Here is a 24,209-nt window from a genome sequence, read left to right as displayed (position 1 = left end):
CGGCCATGTCCAAGATCCTTGCCTGCCTCGACGGCTCGGCCGTCAGCGCCGCCGTCTGCGACTTCGCCGCCTGGGCGGGCCTCGCCCTGGATGCCCCGCTCACCCTGCTGCATGTACTGGATCAGCGCCGCTTCCCGCGGCCGGGCCAGGCCACGCCGCCGCTGCTGGTCAACCGCGAACACCTGCTCACCGAGCTGGCCGCCCTGGACGCCCAGCGCGGCAATCTCGCCGAAGACCAGGGGCGGCTGCTGCTCGATGCCGCCCAGTTGCGGGTAGAGGAGCAGCAGGCCCGCTGCGCCGGCGCCGTGCTGCAGCACGGTGACCTGATAGGTTCGCTGGAGAGTCTGCAGGAGGATTTCGACCTCATCGTGCTGGGCCGCCAGGGCGAGGACAGCCCGCCCAAGCGGCTGATCGGTCGCCATCTGGAGAGCGCCATCCGCCTCCTGCACCGCCCGCTGCTGGTGGCCGGCCACCTGTTCGTCAAACCCGACGGCGTGCTGCTGGCCTATGACGACAGCAGCAGCGCCCGCAAGGCGGTGACCTGGGTGGCCAACTGCCGACTGTTCGACGGCCTGGCCTGCCACCTGGTGACCGTCGGCCGCGACCGCGAAGAACGCCGCGTCGCCCTCGCTCGCGCCGCCGACGAACTCAGAGCCCGGGGCCGCACGGTCACCACCGCCATCACCGACGGCGACGTGGAGCTGGGCCTGGAGCGTTATCGTAAGCAGCACGGTCTCGAGCTGGTGGTGATGGGCGCCTTCGGCCACTCCCGCCTGCGCCACTTCTTCATGGGCAGCAACACCCGCAACATGCTGGAAGCCGCCGGCAGCGCGCTGATCGTGGTGCGCTAGTTAAGGCTCGCGCGCACCCTAGAAATCCACCCGTCCGCGACTGGCCTTGAGGCCGCTGCGACGCGACTTGCCTTCCAGGCGGCGCTGCTTGGAGCCGTAGGTGGGCTTGGTGGGTCGCCGTGGCTTTTCCTGGACGTTGGCGGCGGCGATCAGCGCGGCCAGGCGCTCCAGGGCATCGGCGCGATTCTGCTCCTGGGTGCGGTATTGCTGCGCCTTGATCACCACCACGCCGTCGCGGCTAATGCGCCCATCGCGCAAGGCCAGCAGGCGCGCCTTGAGCGCTTCCGGCAGCGACGAGGCCTGGATGTCGAATCTCAGGTGGACGGCGCTGGAGACCTTGTTGACGTTCTGGCCACCCGCGCCCTGGGCGCGCACCGCGGTGAGCTGGATTTCCTGCTCCGGCAGCGTCAGACGCTCGTCGATGACCAGGGTCACGCCGGCTGCGCGCCGCGGCTGAGCCAGGCGTCCAGCAGCGGCTCCAGTTCGTCCAGCGGCTGGTAGCCGTTGGTGATCAGCGCCAGCTGGCCGTCCCGCTCGGCCAGCAGCGTGGGGAAACCGGCGATGCCCAGATTGAGTGCCCAGTCGAAGTCGGCCTGGGTGGCCAGGTGCGCCGCCTCACCGTCGAACAGCGGGGCGAATTCGATGCGCGGCAGGCCACAGGCCTCGGCCAGTTCCACCAGCAGCGCCGGCTGGGTGACGTCGCGGGCTTCGACATAGAAGGCCCGCTGGATGCGCTTGGCCAGCGGCCAGACGGCCTCCTCGTCGAGTTGGCGCGCGGCGACCAGGGCGCGGCAGGCCGGCTCGGTGTCGTACACCAGGCCCTCCGGCGGGCCCTGGTCGAGGGCGAAGGGCTGGCCGGTGGTCTCCTGTACCGCCTGCCAGTAGGCCAGGGTGCGCACCCGGCTGGCGGTGTCCTGGGCCACCCGCTCGCGGCGCAGGCCGCCGACCACCAGCTGCAGGGGGATGTTCTGGGCAGCCGCCCGCTCGGCCAGGCGCTCGACCACCGGGGCGAAGCCCCAGCACCAGGAGCACATGGGGTCCATCACATAGAGCAGGCGACCGGTCATCCTAGACCTCCTCGAGGCTGGGCGTGGCGTTGAGCCGCGGATCGCGGCCGATGGGGTGGGGTTCGTTGCGCAGACGCGCCAGTTCGATCTGCTTCTGCCGCTCGCGAGCGCCGGCGCGGGTCTTTTCCGACAGCGAATCCCAGCAGTGCGGGCAGCTGATGCCGGGGCGGTAGTGCGGCGACTGCATGTCTTCCGGCGAGACCGGCGTGCGGCAGGCATGGCACTGGTCGTAGACCCCTTCGGCGAGGTCATGGGTCACGGTCACCCGGTTGTCGAAGACGAAGCACTCGCCCTCCCAGCGCGACTCGGCCGCGGGCACCTCTTCGAGGTACTTGAGGATGCCGCCCTTGAGGTGGAAGACCTCGGGAAAGCCCTCCTGCAGCATGAAGCTCGACGCCTTCTCGCAGCGGATGCCGCCGGTGCAGAACATGGCGACCTTCCGGTGCCGGGCCGGATCGAAGTGCTCGCGGATATAGGCCGGGAAATCGCGGAAGCTCTTGGTCTTGGGATCGATGGCGCCCTTGAAGCTGCCGATGCCCACCTCGTAGTCGTTGCGGGTATCGATCACCAGCACCTCGGGATCGTCGACCAGGGCATTCCAGTCCCGAGGCTCGACATAGGTCCCCACGCGGCGGTTGGGATCGACGCCAGGCACGCCCAGGGTGACGATTTCCTTCTTCAGCTTGACCTTGGTGCGATAGAAGGGCTGCTCGGCGCAGTAGGATTCCTTGTGGTCGATGTCGACCAGGCGCGGATCGGCGCGCAGCCAGGCCAGTACCGCATCGATGCCTTCGCGGCTGCCGGAGACGGTACCGTTGATGCCTTCCTCGGCCAGCAGCAGGGTGCCCTTGACGTCGTTCGCCAAGAGGGTCTGCAACAGGGGTTCACGCAATTGGACGTAGTCGTCCAGGGTGACGAACTTGTACAAGGCCGCCACGACAATCTTGTCGGTCATCTTCGGGTTCCCAGGGGTCGCCCTCGCAAAGGGCGGACCGGTTAGACGAAAACGCCGGCAAGGATGCCGGCGCCGATCAAATTTTAACCAATACAGGCTATCGCTGAACAGGGCTGGCGGGACTCAACCCGCCAGGTCGTGCTTGCTGCCGCCGCGGCAGGTGGGCGAATCCGGTGCCTGCCCCTGGGCCGCCCACTCTTCCGGGGTGTAGGTGTGCAGCGCCAGGGCATGGAACTGGCCCATGAGTTCGCCCAGGGTGCCGTAGACCTTCTGGTGGCGCTTCACCGCGTTGAGACCGGCGAAGTGCGGGCTGACCACCACCGCCTTGTAGTGGGTCTCCTGGCCGCGACTGTGCATGTGGCTTTCGTCCAGCACCTCCAGGTGCTCGGGTTGCAACAGGCCCAGGCTGGACTGGATACGTTCGCGCATGCTCATGGGGATACCTCGACTGTAAGAACCCGCATTCTAACGGGCTGGCGGCCCGCCCGGAATCGCTCCGGTCGGCCCACAAACGACAAAGCCCGGAACGGGTCCGGGCTTCGTGGCAACGGCGGGAATCAGCGCTTGGCGGGCGGCGGCGCGTTCTCGGCACCGGCCGGCGGCTTCACGCCCAGCTCCTTGTCCATCTCGGCGAGGATGCCGTTGACCTTGGGTACCGCCTGCTCCAGCTTGGCCTGGGTCAGCTGGGCGGACTGCGCCGACAGGCGCGGCAGGGTGGCGATCATCTTCTTGCCCAGATCGGACTGGTAGAACTTGATCAGGCCTTCCAGCTCGTCTTCGGTGAAGTTGTCGGTATACAGCTTGACCATCTCGGGCTTGATCTTTTCCCAGCCGATGGTGCTGTCCAGCGCCTGGTTGGCGCGGGCGGTGTAGCTTTCCAGCACGGCCTTCTTGGCCGGCGCCTTGGCCTGCTCGAAGTGCTGGGCGAAGAGTTGCTGGACCTGGGCATAGACCGGCGTGGTCAGCTTGTCGGCGTTGGCCAGCTTGAGAAAGCGCTCCGCGTCGGCCGCGTGGCTCTTGGCATCGGCCAGGGCGAAGCTGCTGGCGCTGGCGAGCACAACGACGGCGCCAAGCGTACGGAGGGTCTTCTTCATGGGCATCCTTCAGGAGGCTGAAAATGGACCGCGAGTGTGCCACAGAGCGGCTGAACCTGGCCTGAACTTGGCGAGGATCCGCAGCCATTTGAGAACACTTCCCATTTGGGAACCCTGGCGCTAACCTGCTGCCCAAGTTAGCTGGACCCTACCTCATCAACGGAGACCGCCATGAGCCGCACCGAAACCGATAGCATCGGCCCCATCGAAGTAGCCGACGACGTCTACTGGGGTGCCCAGACCCAGAGGTCGCTGGAAAACTTCGCCATCGGCAACCAGCAGATGCCGCTGGCGGTGGTGCATGCCCTGGCGACGGTGAAGAAGGCGGCCGCGCGGGTCAATCTGCGCCTCGGCGAGTTGCCGGAAGACGTCGCCACCCTGATCGAGAAGGCCAGCAGCGAGATCCTCGACGGTTTCCATGACGACCAGTTTCCCCTGGTGGTCTGGCAGACCGGCAGCGGCACCCAGAGCAACATGAACGTCAACGAGGTCATCGCCGGGCGCAGCAACGAACTGGCCGGCAACGGCATGGGCGGCAAGAAGCCGGTCCACCCCAATGACCACGTCAATCGCGGCCAGAGCTCCAACGACTGCTTCCCCACCGCCATGCACATCGCCACCGCCCTGGCGGTGCAGAACGACCTGCTGCCGGCCATCGCCGAGCTGTCCGGCGGCCTGGCGCTGCAATCGGCGCGCTACCAGAACCTGGTCAAGACCGGCCGCACCCACATGATGGACGCCACCCCGGTGACCTTCGGCCAGGAGCTGTCGGCCTTCGTCGCCCAGCTGGATCTGGCCGAGCGGGCCATCCGCAACGCCCTGCCGGCGGTCCTGGAACTGGCCCAGGGCGGCACCGCCGTGGGCACCGGCCTCAACGCGCCCAAGGGCTTCGACGAAGCCATCGCCAAGGAGATCGCCGAACTCACCGGTCTGCCCTTCGTCACCGCACCGAACAAGTTCGCCGCCCTCGCCGGCCATGAGCCGCTGGTGGCCCTGCACGGCGGCCTCAAGACCCTGGCCGTGGCCCTGATGAAGATCGCCAACGACCTGCGCCTGCTGGGCTCCGGTCCGCGCGCCGGCTTCGCCGAGGTGAAACTGCCGGCCAACGAACCGGGCAGCTCCATCATGCCGGGCAAGGTCAATCCGACCCAGTGCGAGGCCCTGTCGATGCTGGCCTGCCAGGTGATCGGCAACGACGTCACCGTGGGTTTCGCCGCCAGCCAGGGCCATCTGCAGCTCAACGTCTACAAGCCGGTGATCGCCCACAACGTGCTGGAATCCATTCGCCTGCTGGCCGATGGCTGCCGCAACTTCAACACCCATTGCGTCACCGGCATGGAACCAGACGAGCACAAGATGGCCGAGCACCTGGAGCAGGGGCTGATGCTGGTGACCGCGCTCAATCCGCACATCGGCTACGACAAGGCCGCCGAGATCGCCAAGAAGGCCTATGCCGAGAACAAGACCCTGCGCGCCGCCGCGCTGGAGCTCGGCTACCTGACCGATGCGCAGTTCGACGAATGGGTACGTCCGGAGACCATGCTGGAAGCCGGTGGCCGTGGCTGAGGCACGCGGCGCCACGCCGCTGGAAGGGGATGGCCGGCGCCTGCTGGTCATCCAGGGCAATCCCAAGCGCACCAGCTTCTGCCAGTCGCTGGCCGATGCCTATGTCCAGGGCGCCCAGGCCAGTGGCCAGGTGGTACGTCAGCTCAAGCTGGCCGACGCCCAGTTCGATCCTGTGCTGCGCGAGGGCTATGACCTCTCGCAGACGCTGGAGCCGGATCTGCTGGAAGCCCAGCGGCAGATCCATTGGGCCGAGCACCTGGTGTTCATCTACCCGGTGTGGTGGAACGGCCTGCCGGCGGTGCTGGCGGGTTTTCTCGAGCGCGTGCTGCAACCGGGCTTCGCCTTCGCCCAGCGCGATCAGACCTGGGGCGGCGAGCCGCTGCTGACCGGCCGCAGCGCCGAGCTGCTGGTCACCTCCGACACCCCGCCCTCCCCCTGGCAACGCCTGCGCAACCAGGCGCCCCATCGCCAGGGCATCCAGGAAGGTCTCGAAGCCTGCGGCATCCAGGTGCTGCAGGTGCACGAATACTCGCCGGTGCGGGCGGCGGACGAAGAACAGCGACTGCGCTGGCTGCAGGAAGTGGAGCGGTTGGGGCGGAACGAGTAGTTGGTTTTTTTGATCGCGGCCATGGCGGTCCGCCGACGCGGCCGCTCCTACACGAGACGGATATTTCCGTAGGAGCGGTCGCATCGGCGAACCGCCACGATCGCGATTCCGCCACTGCATACCAAGGCGTAAGGCATAACCAAAGCGCCTTTTATTCTTTCTCATGCGGATCGACCGTCGGCACTATCGATGCTCCCCTTCCCCCCGCGGAGCACCGCCATGACCCGCTATCTCATCCTTCCCGGTTGGCAAGGCTCCGGCCCCGAGCATTGGCAGACCCACTGGCAACGCCGCCTGCCGGATGCCCGTCGGGTCGAACAGGACGACTGGCAGCGTCCCGATCCGCAGCGCTGGGTCGCCGCCCTCGACGCGGCCATCGCCCAGGCCAATGCGCCGGTGGTGCTGATCGCCCATAGCCTGGGGTGCGTGACCGTCGCCCGCTGGGCAGCCAGCGCCCCGGTGGCCCGCCGGCAGCGGGTGCTGGCGGCCTTGCTGGTGGCGCCGGCCGATGTCGAACGTCCGGGTTGCCCCGTGGAGCTGGTGGGTTTCGCCCCCTTGCCACGCCAGCCGTTACCCTTCCCCTCGCGGGTGGTGACCTCGGACAACGACCCTGCCATCAGCCTGCCGCGGGCCGAAGCCCTGGCGCAGGCCTGGGGCAGCGAACTGGATGTCCTGCCCGGTGCCGGCCATATCAACACCCGCTCCGGGCATCGGCAGTGGGAGGAAGGCTTGCTCCACCTGGCGAAGCTGGGGTCGAGCCAGGGCCTGCGCGTCGCCTGATCCCTGCTCTTCCAGATTCAGAAGCGCCCCATCACCTGGCTCTGCCCGGGCCTGAGCCAGCCGATGCTCTGCAGCACCGACGCCATGTCGCTGCCGGGCTGTGCCGTGCCCTGCACCTGCCCGCGCCAGTTGGCCAGGCTCAGGCGCAGTTCCAGGCGATGCTGGCCGGTGCGCTCGAAGACCCCCTGCAGCCAGGGCGCCGTCTGGCAATCCACCTGCAGCCGGGACTCGCCCAGGGCGAGACGCCGGGGCGCCAGGAGCTGCAGGCCATCGCCCTGCCATCCGCCACCCGCCGCCTGGCAACGTCGCCAGCTGCCTGCCAGGCGTACCTCGCCCACCAGCCGACCGGCGAGCAGCGCGCTACCCGGCGCCTGCAGCCAGCGCAGGTCACCTCCGGCGAGATCGGCCTGCCACCGCCAGGGCCAGCCGCTGAGGACCATGCCCCAGGGCGCAGCCTCGGGCTCGCCGATCCTGACCTGCAACCGGCCCGGCCAGCGCAGCTGCCATTGCCAGGGGCCGGCACCGCCGCCCGGCCAGTCGAGGCGCTGCATGCCGCCGCCCAGCAGGGAACCCTGCAGCCCCACCGGGGTGACCTGGGGCGGTAGCAGCCGCGGCAGCCAGTCCGCCGCGGGCCAATAGAGCAGGCAGCCCAGGGCGAAGATCAGCAGGACGAACAGGGTAACGACCAGGCGCGCGAGCCAGCGGATCATGGCGTCCGCCCCACCAGCACCGCCAGGACGTCCAGTTCGAAGGCCACGCCCGCTGACTGGCTGCGAATCCTGAGGGTCTGCGGCAACCAGCCGCGTGCCCGCGCCCAGGCCTGCAGCCGTTCCACCGCAGCGATATCCGCCGCTTCGCCACGCAGGTGCCAGACCGGCTCGGCCAGGGTCAGGGCGCTGAAGGTCACCCCGCCTACCGCAGCGCGCCAGTCCGCCTCCTGCAGCGGCTGGGCGACCGGCAGTGCCCGGGCCTCTGCGGCGAGGCGGACCCAGTCCGTCGAGGCCGGTCGGCTACCGGGTGTGGAGCGCAGCCAGAGGATGGCGGCCAGCAGCAGAATGACCAGGCCGCCGAGGGCCAGTCGCTGGCGTTCGGCAGGCAGCCGCTGCCAGTGCTGCAAGAGGGTGCTCATGGTCGTTTCTCCGTCGGGACTGCCAGGCGCAAGGTCAGACGTCCGGCCTGCCGTTGCCACTGCAGGGTAGCGAATTCCTCGCCGAGTCGGCTGCGCAAGGTCTTGTCCAGACTGGCGGGGCCTTCCAGCACCAGCTGGATGCCCTGCTCATCGAGCGACCACTCCACCAGACGCAGCCCTGGTGCGCTGGTCAGGGCGGCACCAAGGGGCTCCCTGAGGCGCTGCCAGAGGCGCCACTGGCCCTCCAGCTGCCGCCGGGTGCGGCTGGCCAACTGGAGTTCGCGTTCGGCGCGGCCGGCCTCAATGCGGTCGCTGGCCAGCCCCAGCCGTTGGGCGACATAGGCCCGGTCGAGCTGGGCCAGTCGCCACTGCTGGACCTGTTGCAGGCCCAGGTGCAGGATCGCCAGCACCGCGGCAGCGGCCATGCCCAGCACCAGCGGACGCGGCAGGCCCAGCGCGGGCCGACTGCGACGCTGGCCCTGGCGCGGCCAGAGATCCAAGGGCGCGAGACCTGCGGCGGGCTGGGGCCAGAGCGGATCGCCGGAGGCCTCGGGCCCGGCTTCGAGCAGCGCGGCCAGAGCGGGCGGCAGACTGGCTTCGAGGGCGTGCGGCCAGGTCAGCCAGACCTCGTGGCCCTCGATCCGGGTCCTGAATCTCAGGCCTTCGCCCAGGCGCATTCCGATCCCGCTCTCGGCGGTGGGCTCGGGCAGCAGCTGGAAGTCGACCCAGCAGGCCGCCACCGTCCAGCCGCAGGCGGCGCAGTGTTCACGCCAGGCCTCCAGCAGCGCCCGATCCAGCGCCAGCAGGCGCAGCCGACCCGGGGTGCGCCCCAGACAGACCAGGTGCTGGTCGCTGGCGTCCGCCAGCAGCTGGTCTTCCAGCAGCAGGCCCCACTCGTGCGGACGCAGCCCCTTGGGCGCGGCGACATCGAACAGGCTGCAGTCTTCGCCATGCAGCAGCAGGGTCACCGGCTGGGCGGACGCGGGCAGCGCTGCCGCGGCGTGCAGCTGGCCGTCCTGGAGGCGCGCGGCCACCAGCGGATTGTCCGGGCCCGGCGGACCGGGTCGCCGCGTACGCAGGAGCAGCCGCGTGGAGCTGTGGGCGGGGCTGAGGTCGCGGCGCAGCAGGGGCAGCAGGCGCCCGAGCGGGAGGGAGGCGAGCATGGGGTCAACCTGTCTGAGGCAGGGCGAAGGTACAGACATAGCCGGCACCCTGCAGGGTAAAGGTCAGCCGTACCCCGTTGGCGGGTTCGGCCGGGGGCGGATAGGCGAGCCAGCGGCCGCCGCCGTGGAATTCCAGTTGCAGGCGCTCGATGCCGGGCTGATCGAACACCGGTTGCCAGACCGGGGCCTCCACCGCATCCAGCTCGGCACTGCGCCAGAGTCGCAGCCGTTCCTGGGCGGCATCCCATTCCAGGCGCTGGCGGCGCAGGCGACCGGCGCCCTGCCCCGCACTCAGCGGCAGGCCGTCCAGGGCGACCCAGTCCAGGCGGTTCTCGGCGGGACGCCAGTCCAGCAGGGCGTTGTGCAGCGGCAACCGGTGCTCCTGTAGCGGGCGCATGACCAGACCACCCAGGCGCCGCTCCAGCAGGCCGCAGAGGTCCAGCACCCGGGCGTTGGTCGATTCCCGCGCGGCCAGGCGACCGCGGGCGTCGAGCCAGAGATTGACCAGACTGCCGAGCAAGACGGCGAGCAGCGCCGTAAGGGCGATGGCCAGCAGCACCTCGATCAGGGTCATGCCCGCCTGGTTTCTCACGGCTGGACTCCGGCCTGGATCGGCCAATCGCCCAGACTTCGACTGAGCGCGGCATCGGCATAGAGCGTCAGCCGCCCGCCGAGGGGGCCGCTTGCGCCCTCCAGGCGCCAGTAGCAGCGTTCGCCACCCTGGTTCAACTCGCCCTGGCCGGTGGCCAGGCCCTCCACCTGCGCCCGGGCAGTGAGTTCACGTGCGCACAGCTGGGCCAGCTCGCGGGACTGGGCGACCCCGGCGATGTCCAGTCGCTGGCCGATCACCTGGCTGACGCCCACCGCCATGAAGGCGACGATGGCCAGGGCCACCAGCACCTCCAGCAGGGTGAAACCGGTCTGCTTCATGGCCGTTCCACCGAGGCGCGGCCGCGCCCGTCGACCACCAGCAGCCACTGCCGCTCGTCTTCGGCAAAGGCCAGGCGCTGGCCCTGGGTATCGCCATTCGACCACCAGATCAGCCGCGGCTGGGCACTCACCGGCTCGGCCAGTTGCAGACCACTCGGCCAGCGCCCGTCCGGCAGATCGGCACTGGCCAGGGGTTGCCAGCGTGGCCCGCGGGTGTCGGCCACCAGTTGCAGATAGCGAAAGCCGGTGGCGTCGGCCTGCCAGCCGAGGATGCGGCCGCTGCGGCGGGCGGTGTCCCGCGCCAGCTGGAAGTCGCCCGCCAGACTTTCCAGGCGCCACTGCCCGGCCGGACTGCCGCCGCTCAGGCGCGCCACGCCTACCGCGGTGAGCAGGCCGACGATCAGCAGCACCACCATCAGCTCCAGCAGGGTGAAACCGCCCTGGCGCCTTGGCATGGTGACTCAGAGGGTCCAGTTGCCGATATCGGCGTCGCTGCCCTCGCCGCCTTCGCGGCCGTCGGCGCCGAGGCTGTAGAGATCCACCCGGCCATGTTCGCCAGGGATGCGATAGCGATAGGCGGCGCCCCAGGGGTCTTCCGGCAGGCGGCGGATATAGCCGTCGGCGCGGTAGTTGCGCGGCTCGGGGGCCTGGGTTGGCTTGCTTACCAGGGCGGCCAGGCCCTGCTCGGCGGTGGGATAGCGCAGGTTGTCCAGGCGGTACATGTCCAGCGCCTGCTCCAGGCTGGCGAGATCGGCGCGAGCCTTCTGCTGCATGGCCTTGTCCTGGTTGTCCAGCACATTGGGCGCGACGATGGCCACCAGCAGGCCGATGATGAAGATCACCACCATGATCTCGATGAGGGTGAAGCCGGCCTGGCGGGCGGGTACGGCATAAGAGCGCATCGCGAAAGTCTCCTTGGGGTGCATCAGAGGTTGAGCGCCTGGTTGAGCTGCATGATGGGCAGCAGGATGGCGAGGACGATGGCCAGCACCACGCCGCCGAGGATGAGGATCAGCACCGGTTCGAACAGCGCCAGGGCCAGGTCCACCTGCTGGTTGAAATCCCGCTCCTGAGCATCCGCAACCCGCTCCAGCATGGCGTCGAGGGTGCCGCTGGCCTCGCCGCTGGCGACCATGTTCACCAGCAGCGGCGGAAACACCGCGGTGCGATCCAGCGCCCGGCCGAGGCCGGTACCGGCGGTGACCTGCTCGATGGCGGCGTCCAGGGCGTCACCCAGGACCTGGTTGCTCAGGGTGGCACGACTGACCTGCAGGCCTTCGAGCACCGGGATGCCGCTGCCGACCAGGATCGCCAGGCTGCGGGTTAGGCGGGCGCTGTCGAGGGTGCGCAGCAACTCGCCCAGGCGCGGCAGGCGCAACAGCTGGCGATGCCAGCGTCGCCGCCACAGGACCTGGCGCAGCAGGCGCTGCAGACCGACACCGGCCAGCACCAGCAGACCCAGCAACCAGGGCCCGAAGACCAGCAGGCCATCGCTGACGGCCACCAGGGCGCGGGTGATCCAGGGCAATTGCAGGCCACTGTGGATGAATTGCTCGGTGAGCTTGGGCACCACGAAGGTCATCAGGCCGGCCACCACGGCGATGGAGACCAGGGCCAGCGCCAGGGGATAGATGAGCGCGGTACGCGCCTTGTGGCGCTGGCGCTGCACCCGTTCGAGATAGTCGGCCAGGCGTTCCAGCACCGGGCCCAGGCGCCCGGCCCGCTCGCCGGCGGCCACCAGGGTCAGGTACAGCGGATCGAAGGTGCCGGGATGGCGACCCAGGCTGTCGGCCAGGGTGTAGCCCTCGCGCACCTGGCCCAGCAGATCCAGCAGCAAGGCCTTGAGCACCGCCTGGCGACTCTGGCGCTCGAGCATCTGCAGGGCCTCGGCCAGGGGAATGGCGGCGCCCACCAGGGTCGCCAGCTGGCGGGTGAAATCGGTGCGGCTGTTGGCGTCCAGCCGTCCGCCGCGACCGCGCGCGCCGCGCACCGGACCGCTCGCCTGCACCTCGCGGGGAAAGAGGCCGCGCTCGCGCAGCAGCTGGCGGGCGTGGCGCTCGCTTTCGGCCTGGATGACATCGCGCTGGCGACGCCCGTCGCCGTCCAGCGCCAGGTAGCGGTAGGCCGGCATCAGCGCAGCGCTCCGCCGAGGGCGTTACTGGTGCACCGCACGCAGCACCTCCGCCAGGCTGGTCTCGCCCGCCGCCAGGCGCGCCAGGGCGCCCTCGGCCAGGGTCGCGCGGCGGCCTTCCAGCAGTCGCGCCATCTCGCCTTCACCGGCGCCTCGATAGATGAGCTCGGCCAGTTCGGCGTCCAGGGCGACGAATTCATAGAGCCCCAGGCGACCGCGATAGCCACTGCCGTTGCACGCCGCGCAGCCCTGGGGCTCGCGCAGCCGTTCGAGGCCGGCCAGCCCCGGCAGGAGCGCCTGCTCGGCCGAGCGCAGCGGACGCCAGGCAGCGCAGCCACAGAGCCGCCGTACCAGCCGCTGGGCCAGCACCCCCTTGAGGCTGGAGGCCAGCAGGAAGGGCTCCACGCCCATGTCGCGCAGCCGGGTAATGGCGCCCAGGGCGCTGTTGGTGTGCAGGGTGGAGAGCACCAGGTGACCGGTGAGACTGGCCTGCACGGCGATGCCGGCAGTCTCCACGTCGCGGATCTCGCCGATCATGATGACGTCCGGATCCTGGCGCAGGATGGCCCTGAGGCCGCTGGCGAAGGTCAGGCCGGCACGGGGGTTGACCGGGGTCTGGCCGATGCCGGGCAAGGCGTATTCCACCGGGTCTTCCACGGTGAGGATGCTGCGGCTGCCCTCGTTGAGCAGGCCCAGGCTGGCATAGAGGGTGGTGGTCTTGCCCGAGCCGGTCGGCCCGGTCACCAGCAGGATGCCGTTGGGCTGGGCCAGGGCACCACGCAGGCCAGTGTCTATGGCCGGCGGCAGGCCGAGGCGCGGCAGCTCCAGCAGGCTGGCCTGCTTGTCGAGGATGCGCATCACCACCCGCTCGCCGTGGACGCCGGGCAGGGTCGAGACGCGGATGTCCACGTCCCGGCCGCTGGCCCTCAGGGTGATGCGGCCGTCCTGGGGCTGGCGCTTCTCGGCGATGTCCAGCCGCGCCATGACCTTGATCCGCGACACCAGCATGGCCGACAGGGCCCGCGGCGGGCGCAGCAATTCGCGCAGCACCCCATCCACCCGCACCCGTACCACCAGCGCCTGCTCGAAGGTCTCCACGTGCAGGTCGGAGGCGTCCAGGCGCAGTGCCTCGGCGAACAGGGCGTTGATCAGGCGGATCACCGGCGCCTCGCCGGCGCTGTCGAGCAGGTCCTCGACCCGCGGCAACTCCTCCATCAGCCCGGCCAGGTCGACGGTCTCGCCCAGGCCTTCCACCAGGGCTTCGCTGGTGGCCTGGCCGGCTTCGTAGAGCGGCCCCAGGCGCTGCTCGAAGACCTCGCGGGGCAGCCAGTCGCAGCCCAGGGGGGGACCATGGCGGCGCTGCACCTCCTGCAGCAGGGGTAGGTCGGCATCCGTACGGCACAGCAGCCGATAGCCGTCGGGCGCGGCGGCCAGGGCGATACCGGCCTGGCGCGCCAGGCGATAAGGCAGCGTCGGTGTCATCAGAGGCCGTCCAGGCGCGCCCGCGCCGAGGGATAGAGACTCTGCAGGGTGGGCGCGCCGCGACTGCCCGGCGGGGTGGCCGGCAAGGCAGCGGCCGGGGCGGCGGCGCGCATGCCGCGATACTTGTCTTCGCTGATCTGCTGCACCAGCGCCGGATCACGCAGGATGCGCGGACGGATGAACACCACCAGATTCTGCTTGGTGCTGGAGCGGGTACGCGACTTGAACAGATTGCCCAGCACCGGCACGTCGCCCAGCAGCGGCACCCGCTGGTCGCTGTCGTTGCCCTCGTTGCTGATCAGGCCGCCGAGGACGATGAGGCCGTTGTCCTCGACCATCACCGTGGTCTTGATCTCGCGCTTGTTGGTGACCACGTCGCTGGCGCGCACGTTGTCGGCCAGCGACGAGACCTCCTGGACGATCTCCATGCGCACGGTGTCGCCTTCGTTGATCTGCGGCTTGAGGCGCAGCTTGACCCCCACCTCGCGGCGCTCGATGGTCTGGTAGGGGTTTGCGTTGTTGCTGGTGACCGAACCGGTGACGAAGGGCACCTCCTGGCCGACCATGATCGAGGCCTCGGCGTTGTCCAGAGTCAGCAGCGTCGGCGTCGACAGCAGGTTGAAACCACTCTCGCTGCGCATGGCCTGCAGCAGGGTGACGAAATTCAAGCCGCTGCCACCGATGCGCCCGACCCCGGCGGAGATGCCCTGCATGCCCGACAGCAGACTGCCCAGGGCGGTGGTGTCCTGGTTGGCCGCGGCGGCGGCGATGCCGTTGATGGGCGTGCCGTTGGTGAAGTTGACGCTGCCCGCCGGCAGGTTGCCGTTGCGGTCGAGAAACAGCCACTGGACACCCAGCTGGTTGGCCTTGGTGTCGGTGATCTCGGCGATGATGGCTTCCACCACGACCTGGGCGCGGCGGATATCCAGCTGGCTGATGATGCGCTTGTAGCCGGCGAGCTCCCGTGGCGGACCGATCAGCACGATGGAGTTGGTCCCCAGGTCCGCTTCCAGACGAATACCGGGCGCCCCCGGCGCCAGCATCCCGCCGCTCTTGGGCAGCGGGGCTTCCCCTTCCGTTCCACCCTCCATAGGGGTGGTATTACCAGCAGCAGGCGTCACGGGAATCTCCACCCGTGCCTCCCGGGTGACCTCGCCGCTCAGGCCGCGCAGCACCTTGACCACCTCGCCGGCCTTGGCGTGGTGCAGATAGACCACCTCGGTGTCGCTGGCGGCATCGCGGGAGACGTCCAGTTCGGCCACCAGCCGGCGCACCTGGCGGCGCACGGCCTCGTCGCCGCGCACCATGAGGGCATTGCTGCGGGCGTCCGCCAGCACCTGGACACCACCACCGGCCTGGCCGCGACTGGCCAGCAGCCGCTCCACCAGCGGCGCGGTGTCGCGCGCCTGGGCATGGCGCAGGGTGATCATCTCCACCGGCTCGTCGCGGCCGCGGTCCAGCCGCGTCAGTAGCTGACCGATGCGACTGAGGTTGCTGCGCCAGTCGGTCACCACCAGCAGATTGCTGGCCGGATACGGCGTGGCCACCCCGACCCGGGCGTCCATCAGCGGACGGACGATGCCCAGCAGCTGTTCGAGATTGCCACCGCGCACGGCGAACACCCGGGTCGCCACGGTATCGCCGGCCCCGGCCTTGGCCGGGGCGCCGTCATCCAGCTCCACCGGCAGCGGTTCGGTGCGCGCCGCCTGATCGGGCAGGATCTTCACGCTGCCGTCGTCCAGCTCCACCGCGGCGTAGCCGTTGGCGCGCAACTGGGCCAGGGCCAGGGCATAGACATCGTCGGCGGCCAGGGGCTGGGCGCTGCGCACCGTCAGGGTGCCGCGCACCCGGGGGTCGATGACGAAGTTGGTGCCGGTGATGCGCCCGACGCTTTCGATGAACATATCGATCTCGGTGTTCTCGAAGTTGACCTCGAAGCGTTGTTCGGCCTGGGCGCCGAGCAGCCAGAAGGCGAGGAGCAGGCCGCAATAGCTGCGTTTCTTCACAGGGACAGTCTCACGGGTAGGGCCAGGGCACGCCCCTGACGTTCCAGTTCCAGGGTCAGGGCGCCGGTGGCGCGCCAGTGCGGCAGGCGTTGCAGGAGCGCCCGGGTATCGGCCACGGGGACGGCGTCCACCCGGCGCAGGACGTCGCCGGGCTCCAGGCCCAGGCCACTGAAGAAGGCCGGTTCGGCGCCGGGTTGCAGGCGGTAGCCGGTCAGCTCGCCATGCTCGCGCACCGGGGTGGCGCGAATGCGCCTGAGCAGGCTGGCCAGGTCACCCTCCTCCGCGCTCGGCAGGGGCGCGGCCTTGACCGGCGCCGGCTTGGCCGTACCGCTGGCGGCGAGCCCGACGAGTTCGCGCGGCGCCGGCCAGGGCAACCGCTCTTCGCGATCGCCGCGGGTAAAGACCAGGCCCTGGGCGTCGATGGCGGTCAGCACCAGACCGGGCGCCAGGCTGTCGCCCAGCACCAGGGACAGCTGGCGATCGCCGTGGCGCAGCACCACCACCGAGCCGTCGATGGGCACCGCCTTGATCGCCCCGACCCACTGGATCGGCAGGCTGCTGGGTGCGGCCTGGCTGGCGGCGCGCCAATGGCCGGCAAGCAGATCGGCCGCCGGTGCCGCCTCGACCTGGGCGCTGGGCGCGGGCGTCGGCAGCCACAGCAGGCGCAGGTCGCAGACCACCCGGGCCGCCAGCCAGGCGGCGATGCCCAGCCACAGCAGGGTCAGCAGCCGCAGCGCCAGGGGATGGATAAGCAAGCGCGCCATCAGGCCAGAGACTCCAGACGGCGGCGCAAGGCAGCCAGCGGATGCCAGCCCGGATGACCTTCGACGAACTCCAGGCGTGGCGGCACCAGGGGTGCCAGGCCCCAGTCGGCGGGCCGGGCGCGCAGATAGGCTTCGAGGCGCTGCCACAGCGCCTCGCCGGTGCCGAGTTCACGCCCCAGGGCAAAGGTGCGACAGGTAAAGGAGGCGCCCAGGGGTGCCTGCAGCGGTCCGATGCGCTGGCCGCGCGGCGCGCCGTAGCGGCAGGTCCACGGGACGCCCAGCAGCCGCGGCAGATCCTGGCTGTTGTCCAGCAGCAGGGGTTCGCCGAAGCGGTTGTCGGCGGCCTCTTCCAGGAGCGTGCGCAGACCGTCCGCCGAGGTGGGCAGATCCAGCACCGTGGCCTCGTGGCCGCCACAGAGGGCGATCAGGTGCTCGCGGGTGATCCAGTCGCCCCGCCGTAGGGGCAGGTCATATCTGAGCCCTGGCAGCAGCACCGGCTGCGCATCGCCACCGCCCAGGGCCGCGGCGATCAGGGCATCCCAGCTGCCGCCGAGCAGGTCGCGGCGCCAGAGGTCCACCGGCGCCCGTGCCAGGTGCTGGTCGAGCCAGCCGGCATGGGGCGCCCGGGCCTGCGCCAGTTGCCGCTGATAATGTTCCAGCAGGGCTCGATCCGAGACGCGCTCGGCCTGCACCGGATGGAAGACGGCGTCCAGGCGCCAGCCGTCGCGACCGCCCCGGCAGCGGATCTCGAAGATACCGACGCCGCGGCAGCCCGGCAGGCACACCGGCAGCGGACGCCCGCTGCCGCGCATCACCGGGATCAGTTCCGGCCAGAGATCCTGGCCGCGGGCGCAGAGCAGCAGGTCCGCTTCCTCCAGCCGCTCGGCCAGCCACAGGCCCGGCCCGCTGCCGACATCGGCCAGCACCACCAGCAGATCGGCCTTGCCCCGGGCTTCGGCCAGCACCGGACGCAGCCGGGCATACCAGTCGGCCAGCGGCGCCTGCTGGTCGCTGGCATAGGGATCGGTCACGCCGACCAGGGCGATGCGCACCCCGTCGCGCTCGATCAGGGTGAAGGGGGCGACGCCCAGGGTGGTGCGCTGTTCTTCGGTAAGGGTGGCGCCCAGCACCGGGCGACCATAACGGCGATAGAGGGCGGCGCTGCGCTCGGGCCAGAGCAGGCGTTCGTCGCTGCTGACGCGGACCTCGCTGCCCAGCAACTGGCTGCCCTCGACCCCGGCCTCGCCGCGGGTCAGCTGGGTCAGGCCGCTGCCGTTCCAGCACTGGCCGTTTTCCAGGGTCAGGCTACGGATCGCGCCCTGGCGGGTGCGCAACTGGGTCAGCTGGCAGGCCAGGGCGGCATAGCCACCATAGCGCTGGCCGTCGCCACGCCCGGCATCCAGCAGCGGTGCCAGCGCGGGAGCGAGACGAGCCGCGTCGGCGCCGGTACGCCAGGGCGCGGCGCCGATCCGCCCGGCCGGCCCGAGCCGCACCCGCGGCACCACCGGCCAGCCGGGTTCGCGGGCATCCAGGGTGTCGGCGACATAGAGCAGCTGCAGATCGGTGTCCGCCGGACTGGCGGAAAAACCCCGGGCACAGCCACCCAGCAGGGGTGCCGTGGCGCCCGCCGCGAGCCAACCCAAGACCTGGCGTCGTGCCCAGTTGCCCATCCGATGTCTGCCTTGCGCGCTTAAATGAGGGCGGCATCCTAGGCGGCGAAAAGCTACAAATTCATGACAAAACAGCAGGTTACAAACTGTTACAGCGCGACTGGCGGGAAATGACCGGCTGTAACCTTTCAGTCACCAGACCATCACAGAGGCTTCCTAAAGTCGCCGGCTCCCGTGATCAACCAAGGAAGCTTTGCGCATGAGCACTTTCACGAGCGACGACCGTAACCGCAACGAAAGCGGCAACGAACCGCTGGATGCCGTCGTCGACCGTTACCTGTCGCGCCGCAGCGTCATGAAGGGCGGTCTGGGTGCCGCCATCGCCATGATCGCCGGCGGTGGCCTGACCGCCTGCTTCGACGGCGGTGGCGGCTCGCACGACGATCCGGCCCCCAGCCAGCCGGCCCCGGCGCCGCAGCTCAAGCTTGGCTTCGAATCCATCCGCGGCGCCCGACTCGACGCCATCGTCCTGGCCTCTGGCTACAGCGCCCGCACCCTGGCGCCCTGGGGCACCCCGCTGAACAACCTGGCCAACGCCTGGCGCAGCGACGGCAGCAACACCTCCACCGACCAGGCCAATGCGGCCGGCATGCACCACGACGGCATGCACTTCTTCCCGCTGAACAATTCCAGCAGCGACGGCCTGCTGGCCATCAACTACGAATACATCGACCAGAAGGTGCTGCACCCCAACGGCCCGACCACCACCAACGGCAAGCGTCCGGCCGAGGAAGTGCGCAAGGAGATCAATGCCCACGGCGCGGCGGTGATCCGCATCCGCAAGGTCAACGGCATCTGGCAGGTGGTCACCAACGACGCGCTGAATCGCCGCTTCACCAGCGCCACGCCCATGGAAATCGCCGGTCCGCTGCGCGGCAACGCCAATCTGGTCACCCCCTACTCCCCCGACGGCACCCGCACCCGCGGCACCAACAACAACTGCGGCAACGGCTTCACCCCCTGGGGCACCTACCTCACCTGCGAAGAGAACTGGCCGGGCATCTTCGTCAACAAGGGCACCCTGCCGGTCGACCAGAAGCGCATCGGCATCACCAACAAGAGCAACTACGGCTGGGAGACGCCGGCGGGTGACGCCAGCGAGGTGGACAACGAATTCCGCCGCTTCGACCTGACCCCCACCGGCGCCAGCGCGACCCAGGACTTCCGCAACGAAGCCAGCGGCTACGGCTACATTGTCGAGATCGACCCCTACAACAGCGCCGCGCCGGCCACCAAGCGCACCGCCATGGGTCGCTTCCGCCACGAGGGCTCGGCCTACGGCATCCCGGTCGCCGGCCAGCCGCTGGCGTTCTACATGGGCGACGACTCGCGCAACGAATACATCTACAAGTTCGTTTCCGCCGCCGCCTGGGATCCGGCCGACGCCAACTCGGCCAATCGCCTGGCCATCGGCGCCAAGTACTTGGACAACGGCACCCTCTACGTCGCCCGCTTCGATGACGGCGGCAACGGCAAGTGGCTGCCGCTGACGGTCAATGCGCCGACCAAGGACGGCCGTACCCTGGGCGCCCTCTACGGCGACCTGGCCGGCATCATCCTCAACACCCGCGGCGCCGCCGACGCCGTGGGCGCGACCCCGATGGACCGCCCGGAGTGGACCACGGTCAACCCCTTCACCGGCGAGGTCTACGTCACCCTCACCAACAACTCGGCACGCACCTCGGCCAATGCCGCCAACCCGCGGGTACCCAACGTCAACGGCCACATCGTACGCTGGAAGGACAACAGCAACCAGACCGACTTCACCTGGGACATCTTCGTCTTCGGCTCGGACGCCGGTGCGGCCCCCGACATCAATCGCTCGGGCCTGACCGAACTCAACCAGTTCGCCAGCCCCGACGGCCTGGCCTTCGACAGCCGCGGCATCCTCTGGATCGAGACCGACAACAGCGACAACGCCGTGGCCGAGTACACCAACGACCAGTTGCTGGCGGTCATCCCGGCCCAGGTGGTGGATGGCAGCGGCAAGCAGGTCGCCATTTCCGCCACCAACCAGACCGCGCTGCGCCGCTTCCTGGTCGGTCCCAATGGCTGCGAAATCACCGGCATCACCTGGACCCCGGACCTGACGACCATGTTCATCAACGTCCAGCACCCGGATAACTGGCCGTTCAGCGAAGTCGCCACCGACGCCACCCCGGCCGGCACCAAGGTGCGTCCCCGCGCCTCCACCGTGGTGATCCAGAAGCTCGACGGCGGCCCCATCGGCGTCTGATCGCGTCGGCGAGAGCCCGGCTCCCCCGGTTGGCGACGACCGCGGGAGCCTTTTGCCTTCCAGCGGATTCGAAATCCGTCCCGTCACATGGAGAGCCGCGCAGCGTTTTCCACGCTACGGCTCCGGCGTTGATGGAGCGGATCGCCTGCTCCGACAACCCCCTCTCCCCCTGGGAGAGGATTGGGGTGAGGGCATGCCCCGCGCTACGGAGCCACCTGTGGAAAAGGCTGCGCTGTTTACCACGCCAAGGCTCTGACGCTGGTGGCGCGGATCGCCTGCTCCGACAGCCCCCTCTCCCCCTGGGAGAGGACTGGGGTGAGGGCATCCCCGCGCTACGGATTCACCTGTGGAAAAGGCTGCGCCGTTTTCCACGCTACGGCTCTGGCTTTGATGGAGCGGATCACCTGCTCTGACAATCCCCTCTCCCCCTGGGAGAGGGTTGGGGTGAGGGCATGCCCCGCGCATCGGAGCCACCTGTGGAAAAGGCTGCGCCGTTTTCTATCCTACGGCTCCGACGCTGGTGGCGCGGATCACCTGCTCTGACAACCCCCTTTCCCAGGGGGAGAGGGCTGGGGTGAGGGCATGCTCCGCGCAACGAATCACCTGTGGAAAAGGCTGCGCCGTTTTCCACGCTACGGTTCAAGCGTTGATGGAGCGGATCACCTGCTCCGACAACCCCCTCTCCCCCTGGGAGAGGGTTGGGGTGAGGGCATGCTCCGCGCTACGAAGTCACCTGTGGAAGGCTGCGCCGTTTTCCACGCTACGGCCCGGACCGCAAGGCTACTGCAACACCTCCGCGCCACCCGGCCCCGGTACCCACAGCGTGGTGTCCCGTGTCGCCAGCCAGCGCACCCGTTGCGCCGGCACTGCGGCAGCCCAGCGACTCACGCCCTGGGCCGCCAGCTGCCGCACCTGGCGAAAGACCTGGCCGTCGCGACTCACCTCGACCCCGAGCAGGAAGTCGCCGCTGTTGAGGATCAGCCGCTGGGTCAGCAGGCTGAAGGTCTCCTCCCCCACCCCCGGCAGCGCCTCGCGCAGGCTCTCGACCGTGGCATAGCCCTGGGCGGGCCGCGCGGTGATCAGCAGTTGCAGCGTCTCGCGCGGCACCTCATCGAGAAACAGCGCCTCCAGCAGCGGCAGCTGACCCAGCCCCAGGGCATTGGCATTGAGGCGCCAGCCGGAGGTCTCCGGCAGGGCACAGAGTTCGCGCAGGTGCAGATGCCGACCGGGGCGCGCCGGCTCCAGCCGATCCAGCTCGCCGATCTCGGCCAGCGGCAGATTGGGCACCAGCAGCGGCGGCGCCAGCCGCAGGGCCTCGGCGCTTTCCAGACCGAATTCACGGGTCTCGCCGTCGGCATCGATCCAGTCGGCGAGGCGCTCGGCAAAGGCCGCAGCCGTCAGTCCGGGCTCGCCCAGGCCGCCCGGACGCTGCGCCAGTAGCTGCTTCAGCTGCCGCAACGCCAGGTCCCGCTCCGGGCCGGCCAGGGCGTTGACGTTGAAGCAGCCGTGCAGATCGCGCAGCTGGGCTCGGACCTGGGCCCCCTCCACCTCATAGGCCAGCACCTCCCCCCTCAGGCTCTGCCAGAACTCGGGACGCTGGCGGGCCCCGGCCTGTATCAGGCCCTGGGTGACCACCTGCTCGGCGCCCGCCGCCAGTGCCCGCGCCAGCGTCTCGTGCTCCAGCAACCGCGCCCGCTGCAGTTCGGCCCGCCCTTCGGCCAGCAGCACCGGCAACAAGGCTGCCACCAAGGCCAGCGCCCAAAGCGCCATCAGCAGGGCCACGCCCCTTTGTCGCCGCACCCGCATTCCTCCAGGCAAAAGCGGCATTGGAACCGACCCAGGTTGCAGAATCGTGGCAGTGACGCGGATACCCAACACCAGGCCAAAACAAAAAACCCGCCACCAGGGCGGGTTTCCTCACCAGCAGGGCCGCCTCACAGCTTGGCGATGGATACCTCGGTGGATTTGACGAAGGCGATCACCTCGCTGCCCACCTGGAGTTCCAGCTCCTTGACCGAGCGGGTGGTGATGACGGAGGTGACGATGCCGGCGGCGGTCTGGACGTCGATCTCGGAAAGCACCGAGCCCTCGATGATTTCCTTGATGGTGCCCTTGAACTGGTTGCGAACGTTGATGGCCTTGATGGTCATGGCAGAACTCCTCGGATGAACGATCAGTAGGCCCAGCGCAGTTGCGTGGGCAGGGGTTGCACGATTTCGGGTAGATCGGGGTTGAGCGGCTGCTGCAGCACCCGGGCCAGTACCTCGGCTTCCAGGCGGGCCAGCTGGGCATCGCCGGCGGCCCGGGGGCGCGCCAGGTTGACGTCGAGATCCAGGCCGACATGGCCGTCTTCGATGAGCACCACGCGGTCGGCCAGGGCAACCGCCTCGCCCACGTCGTGGGTCACCAGCAGCACGGTGAAGCCGTGGCGCTGCCAGAGGCCTTCGATGAGTTGCTGCATCTCGATGCGGGTCAGGGCATCCAGGGCGCCCAGCGGCTCGTCGAGCAGCAGCAGGCGCGGCTGGTGGATCAGGGCGCGGGCCAGGGCTACGCGCTGCTTCTGGCCGCCGGACAGCGCCGAGGGCCATTCCTGGGCGCGATCGGCCAGGCCGACCGCTGCCAGGGCTTCCAGCGCCTTGGGCTTCCAGTCGCCCTTGAGGCCCAGGCCGACGTTGTCGATGATGCGTTTCCAGGGCAGCAGGCGCGCGTCCTGGAACATCAGCCGGGTGTCTTCGCGGTGCGCCGCCAGGGGTTCGTCCTGCCCCAGCAGGGTGCCGCCACTGGCGCGGTCGAGTCCGGCCACCAGGCGCAACAGAGTGCTCTTGCCGCAGCCACTGCGGCCCACCACGGCGACGAACTGACCGGCCGGGATCTCCAGATCGATCCCATGGAGCACGGTGCGCTCGCCAAAGGTCTTGACCACCTGTTGAAGCTTCAGGGCGATGCCCCGTGCCAGCGGCGGAACGGCTTGCAGACTGGTCATGCGTGGGCTCCCTTCTGATAGGCCGGGTGCCAGCGCAGCCAGGCGCGTTCCAGGCCGCGGGCGGCGAGATCCGCCAGCTTGCCGAGGACGGCATAGAGCAGGATGGCCAGCACCACGATGTCGGTTTGCAGGAATTCCCGGGCGTTCATCGCCAGGTAGCCGATGCCGGAGCTGGCGGAAATGGTCTCGGCGACGATCAGCGTCAGCCACATCAGGCCGAGGGCGAAACGCACCCCCACCAGGATGGCCGGCAAGGCGCCCGGCAGTACCACGTGCCAGAACAGACGCGCCCCGGAGAGGCCGTAGCTGCGGGCCATCTCCACCAGCGCCGGATCGACGTTGCGGATGCCGTGGTAGGTGTTGAGGTAGATGGGGAAGAACACCCCCAGAGCCACCAGGAACAACTTGGCCGACTCGTCGATGCCGAACCAGAGGATCACCAGCGGGATCAGCGCCAGGTGCGGCACGTTGCGCACCATCTGCAGGGTGCTGTCGAGCAGGCGCTCGCCCCATTTCGACAGCCCGGTGATGAAGCCCAGCGCCAGGCCGATGCTGCCACCGATGGCGAAGCCGATACCGGCACGCCAGCCGCTGATGGCCAGGTGTTGCCAGAGCTCACCGCTCTTGACCAGGCTCCAGCCCGCTTCCAGCACCGCCGCCGGTGACGGCAGGATGCGGCTGGACAGCAGGCCGCTGCTCACCGACAGCTGCCAGGCGACGATCAGGGCCACCGGCACCACCCAGGGCGCCAGGCGCTGGAGTTGACGTTCGGTCGTACTGCTCATGCCCGCCCCC

The 24,209-nt window shown here is 69.4% G+C and carries 26 protein-coding genes; 5 read left to right on the top strand and 21 right to left on the bottom strand.

What is annotated here, in order from left to right; all coding sequences use genetic code 11:
• The first annotated feature begins 5 nt into the window (after positions 1 to 5).
• Positions 6 to 851, top strand: a complete 846-nt coding sequence (locus DBY63_RS23460) for a universal stress protein (RefSeq protein WP_027598385.1) — start codon at positions 6 to 8, stop codon at positions 849 to 851.
• 18 nt (positions 852 to 869) lie between these two features.
• On the opposite strand, the gene arfB is transcribed toward DBY63_RS23460, so the two are convergent.
• The 5 genes from arfB to DBY63_RS23435 form a co-directional block, all read right to left on the bottom strand.
• Complete coding sequence (gene arfB, locus DBY63_RS23455; RefSeq protein ID WP_039976309.1) at positions 870 to 1,280, bottom strand: alternative ribosome rescue aminoacyl-tRNA hydrolase ArfB; 411 nt, start codon at positions 1,278 to 1,280, stop codon at positions 870 to 872.
• A gap of 2 nt (positions 1,281 to 1,282) precedes the next feature.
• On the bottom strand, positions 1,283 to 1,918 hold the full coding sequence (locus DBY63_RS23450; protein ID WP_044342612.1) for a DsbA family protein: 636 nt from the start codon (positions 1,916 to 1,918) through the stop codon (positions 1,283 to 1,285).
• A gap of 1 nt (position 1,919) precedes the next feature.
• Positions 1,920 to 2,873: a rhodanese-related sulfurtransferase gene (locus DBY63_RS23445; protein WP_108582957.1), complete on the bottom strand. Its 954-nt coding sequence runs from the start codon at positions 2,871 to 2,873 to the stop codon at positions 1,920 to 1,922.
• 123 nt (positions 2,874 to 2,996) lie between these two features.
• Positions 2,997 to 3,308 carry a BolA family protein gene (locus DBY63_RS23440; protein ID WP_007162358.1) on the bottom strand — a complete coding sequence of 104 codons (312 nt, stop codon included), beginning with the start codon at positions 3,306 to 3,308 and terminating at the stop codon, positions 2,997 to 2,999.
• A gap of 122 nt (positions 3,309 to 3,430) precedes the next feature.
• Positions 3,431 to 3,967 carry a DUF2059 domain-containing protein gene (locus tag DBY63_RS23435; RefSeq protein WP_037006907.1) on the bottom strand — a complete coding sequence of 179 codons (537 nt, stop codon included), beginning with the start codon at positions 3,965 to 3,967 and terminating at the stop codon, positions 3,431 to 3,433.
• Positions 3,968 to 4,138: 171 nt separating this feature from the next.
• Between DBY63_RS23435 and DBY63_RS23430 the strand changes: the two genes are divergently transcribed.
• The 3 genes from DBY63_RS23430 (at position 4,139) to DBY63_RS23420 (ending at position 6,920) form a co-directional block, all read left to right on the top strand.
• Positions 4,139 to 5,533, top strand: a complete 1,395-nt coding sequence (locus DBY63_RS23430; RefSeq protein ID WP_007162356.1) for a class II fumarate hydratase — start codon at positions 4,139 to 4,141, stop codon at positions 5,531 to 5,533.
• Complete coding sequence (locus tag DBY63_RS23425; protein WP_007162355.1) at positions 5,520 to 6,140, top strand: NAD(P)H-dependent oxidoreductase; 621 nt, start codon at positions 5,520 to 5,522, stop codon at positions 6,138 to 6,140. Before DBY63_RS23430 ends, DBY63_RS23425 begins: the two co-directional genes overlap by 14 nt.
• Before the next feature lie 219 nt (positions 6,141 to 6,359).
• A complete protein-coding gene (locus tag DBY63_RS23420; protein WP_108582956.1) occupies positions 6,360 to 6,920 on the top strand; it encodes an alpha/beta hydrolase in 561 nt (186 codons plus the stop codon).
• A 17-nt stretch (positions 6,921 to 6,937) separates the two neighbouring features.
• Here DBY63_RS23420 and DBY63_RS23415 read toward each other — a convergent pair whose 3' ends face one another.
• The 12 genes from DBY63_RS23415 to DBY63_RS23360 are packed head-to-tail and all read right to left on the bottom strand — an operon-like array spanning position 6,938 to position 18,195.
• Complete coding sequence (locus DBY63_RS23415) at positions 6,938 to 7,630, bottom strand: hypothetical protein (RefSeq protein WP_108582955.1); 693 nt, start codon at positions 7,628 to 7,630, stop codon at positions 6,938 to 6,940.
• The gene (locus tag DBY63_RS23410; protein ID WP_108582954.1) at positions 7,627 to 8,049 is read right to left on the bottom strand and encodes a hypothetical protein; all 423 of its coding nucleotides are present in this window, start codon (positions 8,047 to 8,049) and stop codon (positions 7,627 to 7,629) included. Before DBY63_RS23410 ends, DBY63_RS23415 begins: the two co-directional genes overlap by 4 nt.
• Entirely contained in the window at positions 8,046 to 9,212 is a 1,167-nt protein-coding gene (locus tag DBY63_RS23405; protein WP_108582953.1) for a type II secretion system protein GspL, read from the bottom strand. Before DBY63_RS23405 ends, DBY63_RS23410 begins: the two co-directional genes overlap by 4 nt.
• 4 nt (positions 9,213 to 9,216) lie before the next feature.
• Entirely contained in the window at positions 9,217 to 9,804 is a 588-nt protein-coding gene (locus tag DBY63_RS23400; RefSeq protein ID WP_108582952.1) for a prepilin-type N-terminal cleavage/methylation domain-containing protein, read from the bottom strand.
• On the bottom strand, positions 9,801 to 10,142 hold the full coding sequence (locus DBY63_RS23395) for a prepilin-type N-terminal cleavage/methylation domain-containing protein (RefSeq protein ID WP_007162349.1): 342 nt from the start codon (positions 10,140 to 10,142) through the stop codon (positions 9,801 to 9,803). Before DBY63_RS23395 ends, DBY63_RS23400 begins: the two co-directional genes overlap by 4 nt.
• Entirely contained in the window at positions 10,139 to 10,597 is a 459-nt protein-coding gene (locus tag DBY63_RS23390) for a GspH/FimT family pseudopilin (protein WP_108582951.1), read from the bottom strand. Before DBY63_RS23390 ends, DBY63_RS23395 begins: the two co-directional genes overlap by 4 nt.
• 6 nt (positions 10,598 to 10,603) lie before the next feature.
• A complete protein-coding gene (gene gspG, locus DBY63_RS23385; protein WP_027601436.1) occupies positions 10,604 to 11,044 on the bottom strand; it encodes a type II secretion system major pseudopilin GspG in 441 nt (146 codons plus the stop codon).
• A gap of 23 nt (positions 11,045 to 11,067) precedes the next feature.
• Positions 11,068 to 12,273, bottom strand: coding sequence for a type II secretion system inner membrane protein GspF (gene gspF / locus DBY63_RS23380; protein ID WP_108582950.1), 1,206 nt, complete (start codon positions 12,271 to 12,273; stop codon positions 11,068 to 11,070).
• A 24-nt stretch (positions 12,274 to 12,297) separates the two neighbouring features.
• Positions 12,298 to 13,755, bottom strand: coding sequence for an ATPase, T2SS/T4P/T4SS family (locus DBY63_RS23375; protein WP_108582949.1), 1,458 nt, complete (start codon positions 13,753 to 13,755; stop codon positions 12,298 to 12,300).
• A complete protein-coding gene (gene gspD / locus DBY63_RS23370; RefSeq protein WP_108582948.1) occupies positions 13,755 to 15,761 on the bottom strand; it encodes a type II secretion system secretin GspD in 2,007 nt (668 codons plus the stop codon). The genes DBY63_RS23375 and gspD overlap by 1 nt, the downstream gene beginning before the upstream one ends.
• The gene (locus DBY63_RS25060) at positions 15,758 to 16,525 is read right to left on the bottom strand and encodes a hypothetical protein (protein WP_177411493.1); all 768 of its coding nucleotides are present in this window, start codon (positions 16,523 to 16,525) and stop codon (positions 15,758 to 15,760) included. The genes gspD and DBY63_RS25060 overlap by 4 nt, the downstream gene beginning before the upstream one ends.
• The gene (locus DBY63_RS23360; protein ID WP_108582947.1) at positions 16,525 to 18,195 is read right to left on the bottom strand and encodes a lipoprotein UxpA; all 1,671 of its coding nucleotides are present in this window, start codon (positions 18,193 to 18,195) and stop codon (positions 16,525 to 16,527) included. Before DBY63_RS23360 ends, DBY63_RS25060 begins: the two co-directional genes overlap by 1 nt.
• Before the next feature lie 199 nt (positions 18,196 to 18,394).
• Here DBY63_RS23360 and DBY63_RS23355 point away from each other — a divergent pair, with 199 nt between their 5' ends.
• Complete coding sequence (locus DBY63_RS23355; RefSeq protein WP_007162340.1) at positions 18,395 to 20,431, top strand: PhoX family phosphatase; 2,037 nt, start codon at positions 18,395 to 18,397, stop codon at positions 20,429 to 20,431.
• A gap of 780 nt (positions 20,432 to 21,211) precedes the next feature.
• Here DBY63_RS23355 and gspK read toward each other — a convergent pair.
• The 4 genes from gspK to ssuC all read right to left on the bottom strand — a co-directional run bounded on the left by gspK (position 21,212) and on the right by ssuC (position 24,199).
• The gene (gene gspK, locus DBY63_RS23350) at positions 21,212 to 22,231 is read right to left on the bottom strand and encodes a type II secretion system minor pseudopilin GspK (protein WP_244950581.1); all 1,020 of its coding nucleotides are present in this window, start codon (positions 22,229 to 22,231) and stop codon (positions 21,212 to 21,214) included.
• 134 nt (positions 22,232 to 22,365) lie between these two features.
• The gene (locus tag DBY63_RS23345; RefSeq protein WP_007163030.1) at positions 22,366 to 22,581 is read right to left on the bottom strand and encodes a TOBE domain-containing protein; all 216 of its coding nucleotides are present in this window, start codon (positions 22,579 to 22,581) and stop codon (positions 22,366 to 22,368) included.
• Between the two features lie 23 nt (positions 22,582 to 22,604).
• On the bottom strand, positions 22,605 to 23,414 hold the full coding sequence (ssuB, locus tag DBY63_RS23340; protein ID WP_058792177.1) for an aliphatic sulfonates ABC transporter ATP-binding protein: 810 nt from the start codon (positions 23,412 to 23,414) through the stop codon (positions 22,605 to 22,607).
• Positions 23,411 to 24,199 (bottom strand): aliphatic sulfonate ABC transporter permease SsuC, encoded by a 789-nt coding sequence (gene ssuC, locus DBY63_RS23335; protein ID WP_017639828.1) that lies wholly within the window; start codon positions 24,197 to 24,199, stop codon positions 23,411 to 23,413. Before ssuC ends, ssuB begins: the two co-directional genes overlap by 4 nt.
• Between the last annotated feature and the right edge of the window lie 10 nt (positions 24,200 to 24,209).

The sequence above is a fragment of the Pseudomonas sp. RIT411 genome (genome assembly GCF_003057735.2).
Lineage (GTDB): Bacteria > Pseudomonadota > Gammaproteobacteria > Pseudomonadales > Pseudomonadaceae > Chryseomonas > Chryseomonas oryzihabitans.
This window is presented reverse-complemented; position numbering and strand designations above follow the sequence as displayed.

Excerpts from the sequence above, each read along its gene's own strand:
- DBY63_RS23390 (WP_108582951.1), bottom strand. The coding sequence starts at position 10,597 with ATGCCAAGGCGCCAGGGCGGTTTCACCCTGCTGGAGCTGATGGTGGTG.
- ssuC (WP_017639828.1), bottom strand. The coding sequence starts at position 24,199 with ATGAGCAGTACGACCGAACGTCAACTCCAGCGCCTGGCGCCCTGGGTG.
- DBY63_RS23440 (WP_007162358.1), bottom strand. The coding sequence starts at position 3,308 with ATGAGCATGCGCGAACGTATCCAGTCCAGCCTGGGCCTGTTGCAACCC.
- DBY63_RS23375 (WP_108582949.1), bottom strand. The coding sequence starts at position 13,755 with ATGACACCGACGCTGCCTTATCGCCTGGCGCGCCAGGCCGGTATCGCC.
- DBY63_RS23415 (WP_108582955.1), bottom strand. The coding sequence starts at position 7,630 with ATGATCCGCTGGCTCGCGCGCCTGGTCGTTACCCTGTTCGTCCTGCTG.
- DBY63_RS23420 (WP_108582956.1), top strand. The coding sequence starts at position 6,360 with ATGACCCGCTATCTCATCCTTCCCGGTTGGCAAGGCTCCGGCCCCGAG.
- DBY63_RS23450 (WP_044342612.1), bottom strand. The coding sequence starts at position 1,918 with ATGACCGGTCGCCTGCTCTATGTGATGGACCCCATGTGCTCCTGGTGC.
- gspG (WP_027601436.1), bottom strand. The coding sequence starts at position 11,044 with ATGCGCTCTTATGCCGTACCCGCCCGCCAGGCCGGCTTCACCCTCATC.
- DBY63_RS23395 (WP_007162349.1), bottom strand. The coding sequence starts at position 10,142 with ATGAAGCAGACCGGTTTCACCCTGCTGGAGGTGCTGGTGGCCCTGGCC.
- DBY63_RS25060 (WP_177411493.1), bottom strand. The coding sequence starts at position 16,525 with ATGGCGCGCTTGCTTATCCATCCCCTGGCGCTGCGGCTGCTGACCCTG.
- DBY63_RS23430 (WP_007162356.1), top strand. The coding sequence starts at position 4,139 with ATGAGCCGCACCGAAACCGATAGCATCGGCCCCATCGAAGTAGCCGAC.
- gspF (WP_108582950.1), bottom strand. The coding sequence starts at position 12,273 with ATGCCGGCCTACCGCTACCTGGCGCTGGACGGCGACGGGCGTCGCCAG.
- DBY63_RS23360 (WP_108582947.1), bottom strand. The coding sequence starts at position 18,195 with ATGGGCAACTGGGCACGACGCCAGGTCTTGGGTTGGCTCGCGGCGGGC.
- ssuB (WP_058792177.1), bottom strand. The coding sequence starts at position 23,414 with ATGACCAGTCTGCAAGCCGTTCCGCCGCTGGCACGGGGCATCGCCCTG.
- DBY63_RS23460 (WP_027598385.1), top strand. The coding sequence starts at position 6 with ATGTCCAAGATCCTTGCCTGCCTCGACGGCTCGGCCGTCAGCGCCGCC.
- DBY63_RS23410 (WP_108582954.1), bottom strand. The coding sequence starts at position 8,049 with ATGAGCACCCTCTTGCAGCACTGGCAGCGGCTGCCTGCCGAACGCCAG.
- DBY63_RS23355 (WP_007162340.1), top strand. The coding sequence starts at position 18,395 with ATGAGCACTTTCACGAGCGACGACCGTAACCGCAACGAAAGCGGCAAC.
- DBY63_RS23445 (WP_108582957.1), bottom strand. The coding sequence starts at position 2,873 with ATGACCGACAAGATTGTCGTGGCGGCCTTGTACAAGTTCGTCACCCTG.
- DBY63_RS23405 (WP_108582953.1), bottom strand. The coding sequence starts at position 9,212 with ATGCTCGCCTCCCTCCCGCTCGGGCGCCTGCTGCCCCTGCTGCGCCGC.
- DBY63_RS23345 (WP_007163030.1), bottom strand. The coding sequence starts at position 22,581 with ATGACCATCAAGGCCATCAACGTTCGCAACCAGTTCAAGGGCACCATC.
- DBY63_RS23435 (WP_037006907.1), bottom strand. The coding sequence starts at position 3,967 with ATGAAGAAGACCCTCCGTACGCTTGGCGCCGTCGTTGTGCTCGCCAGC.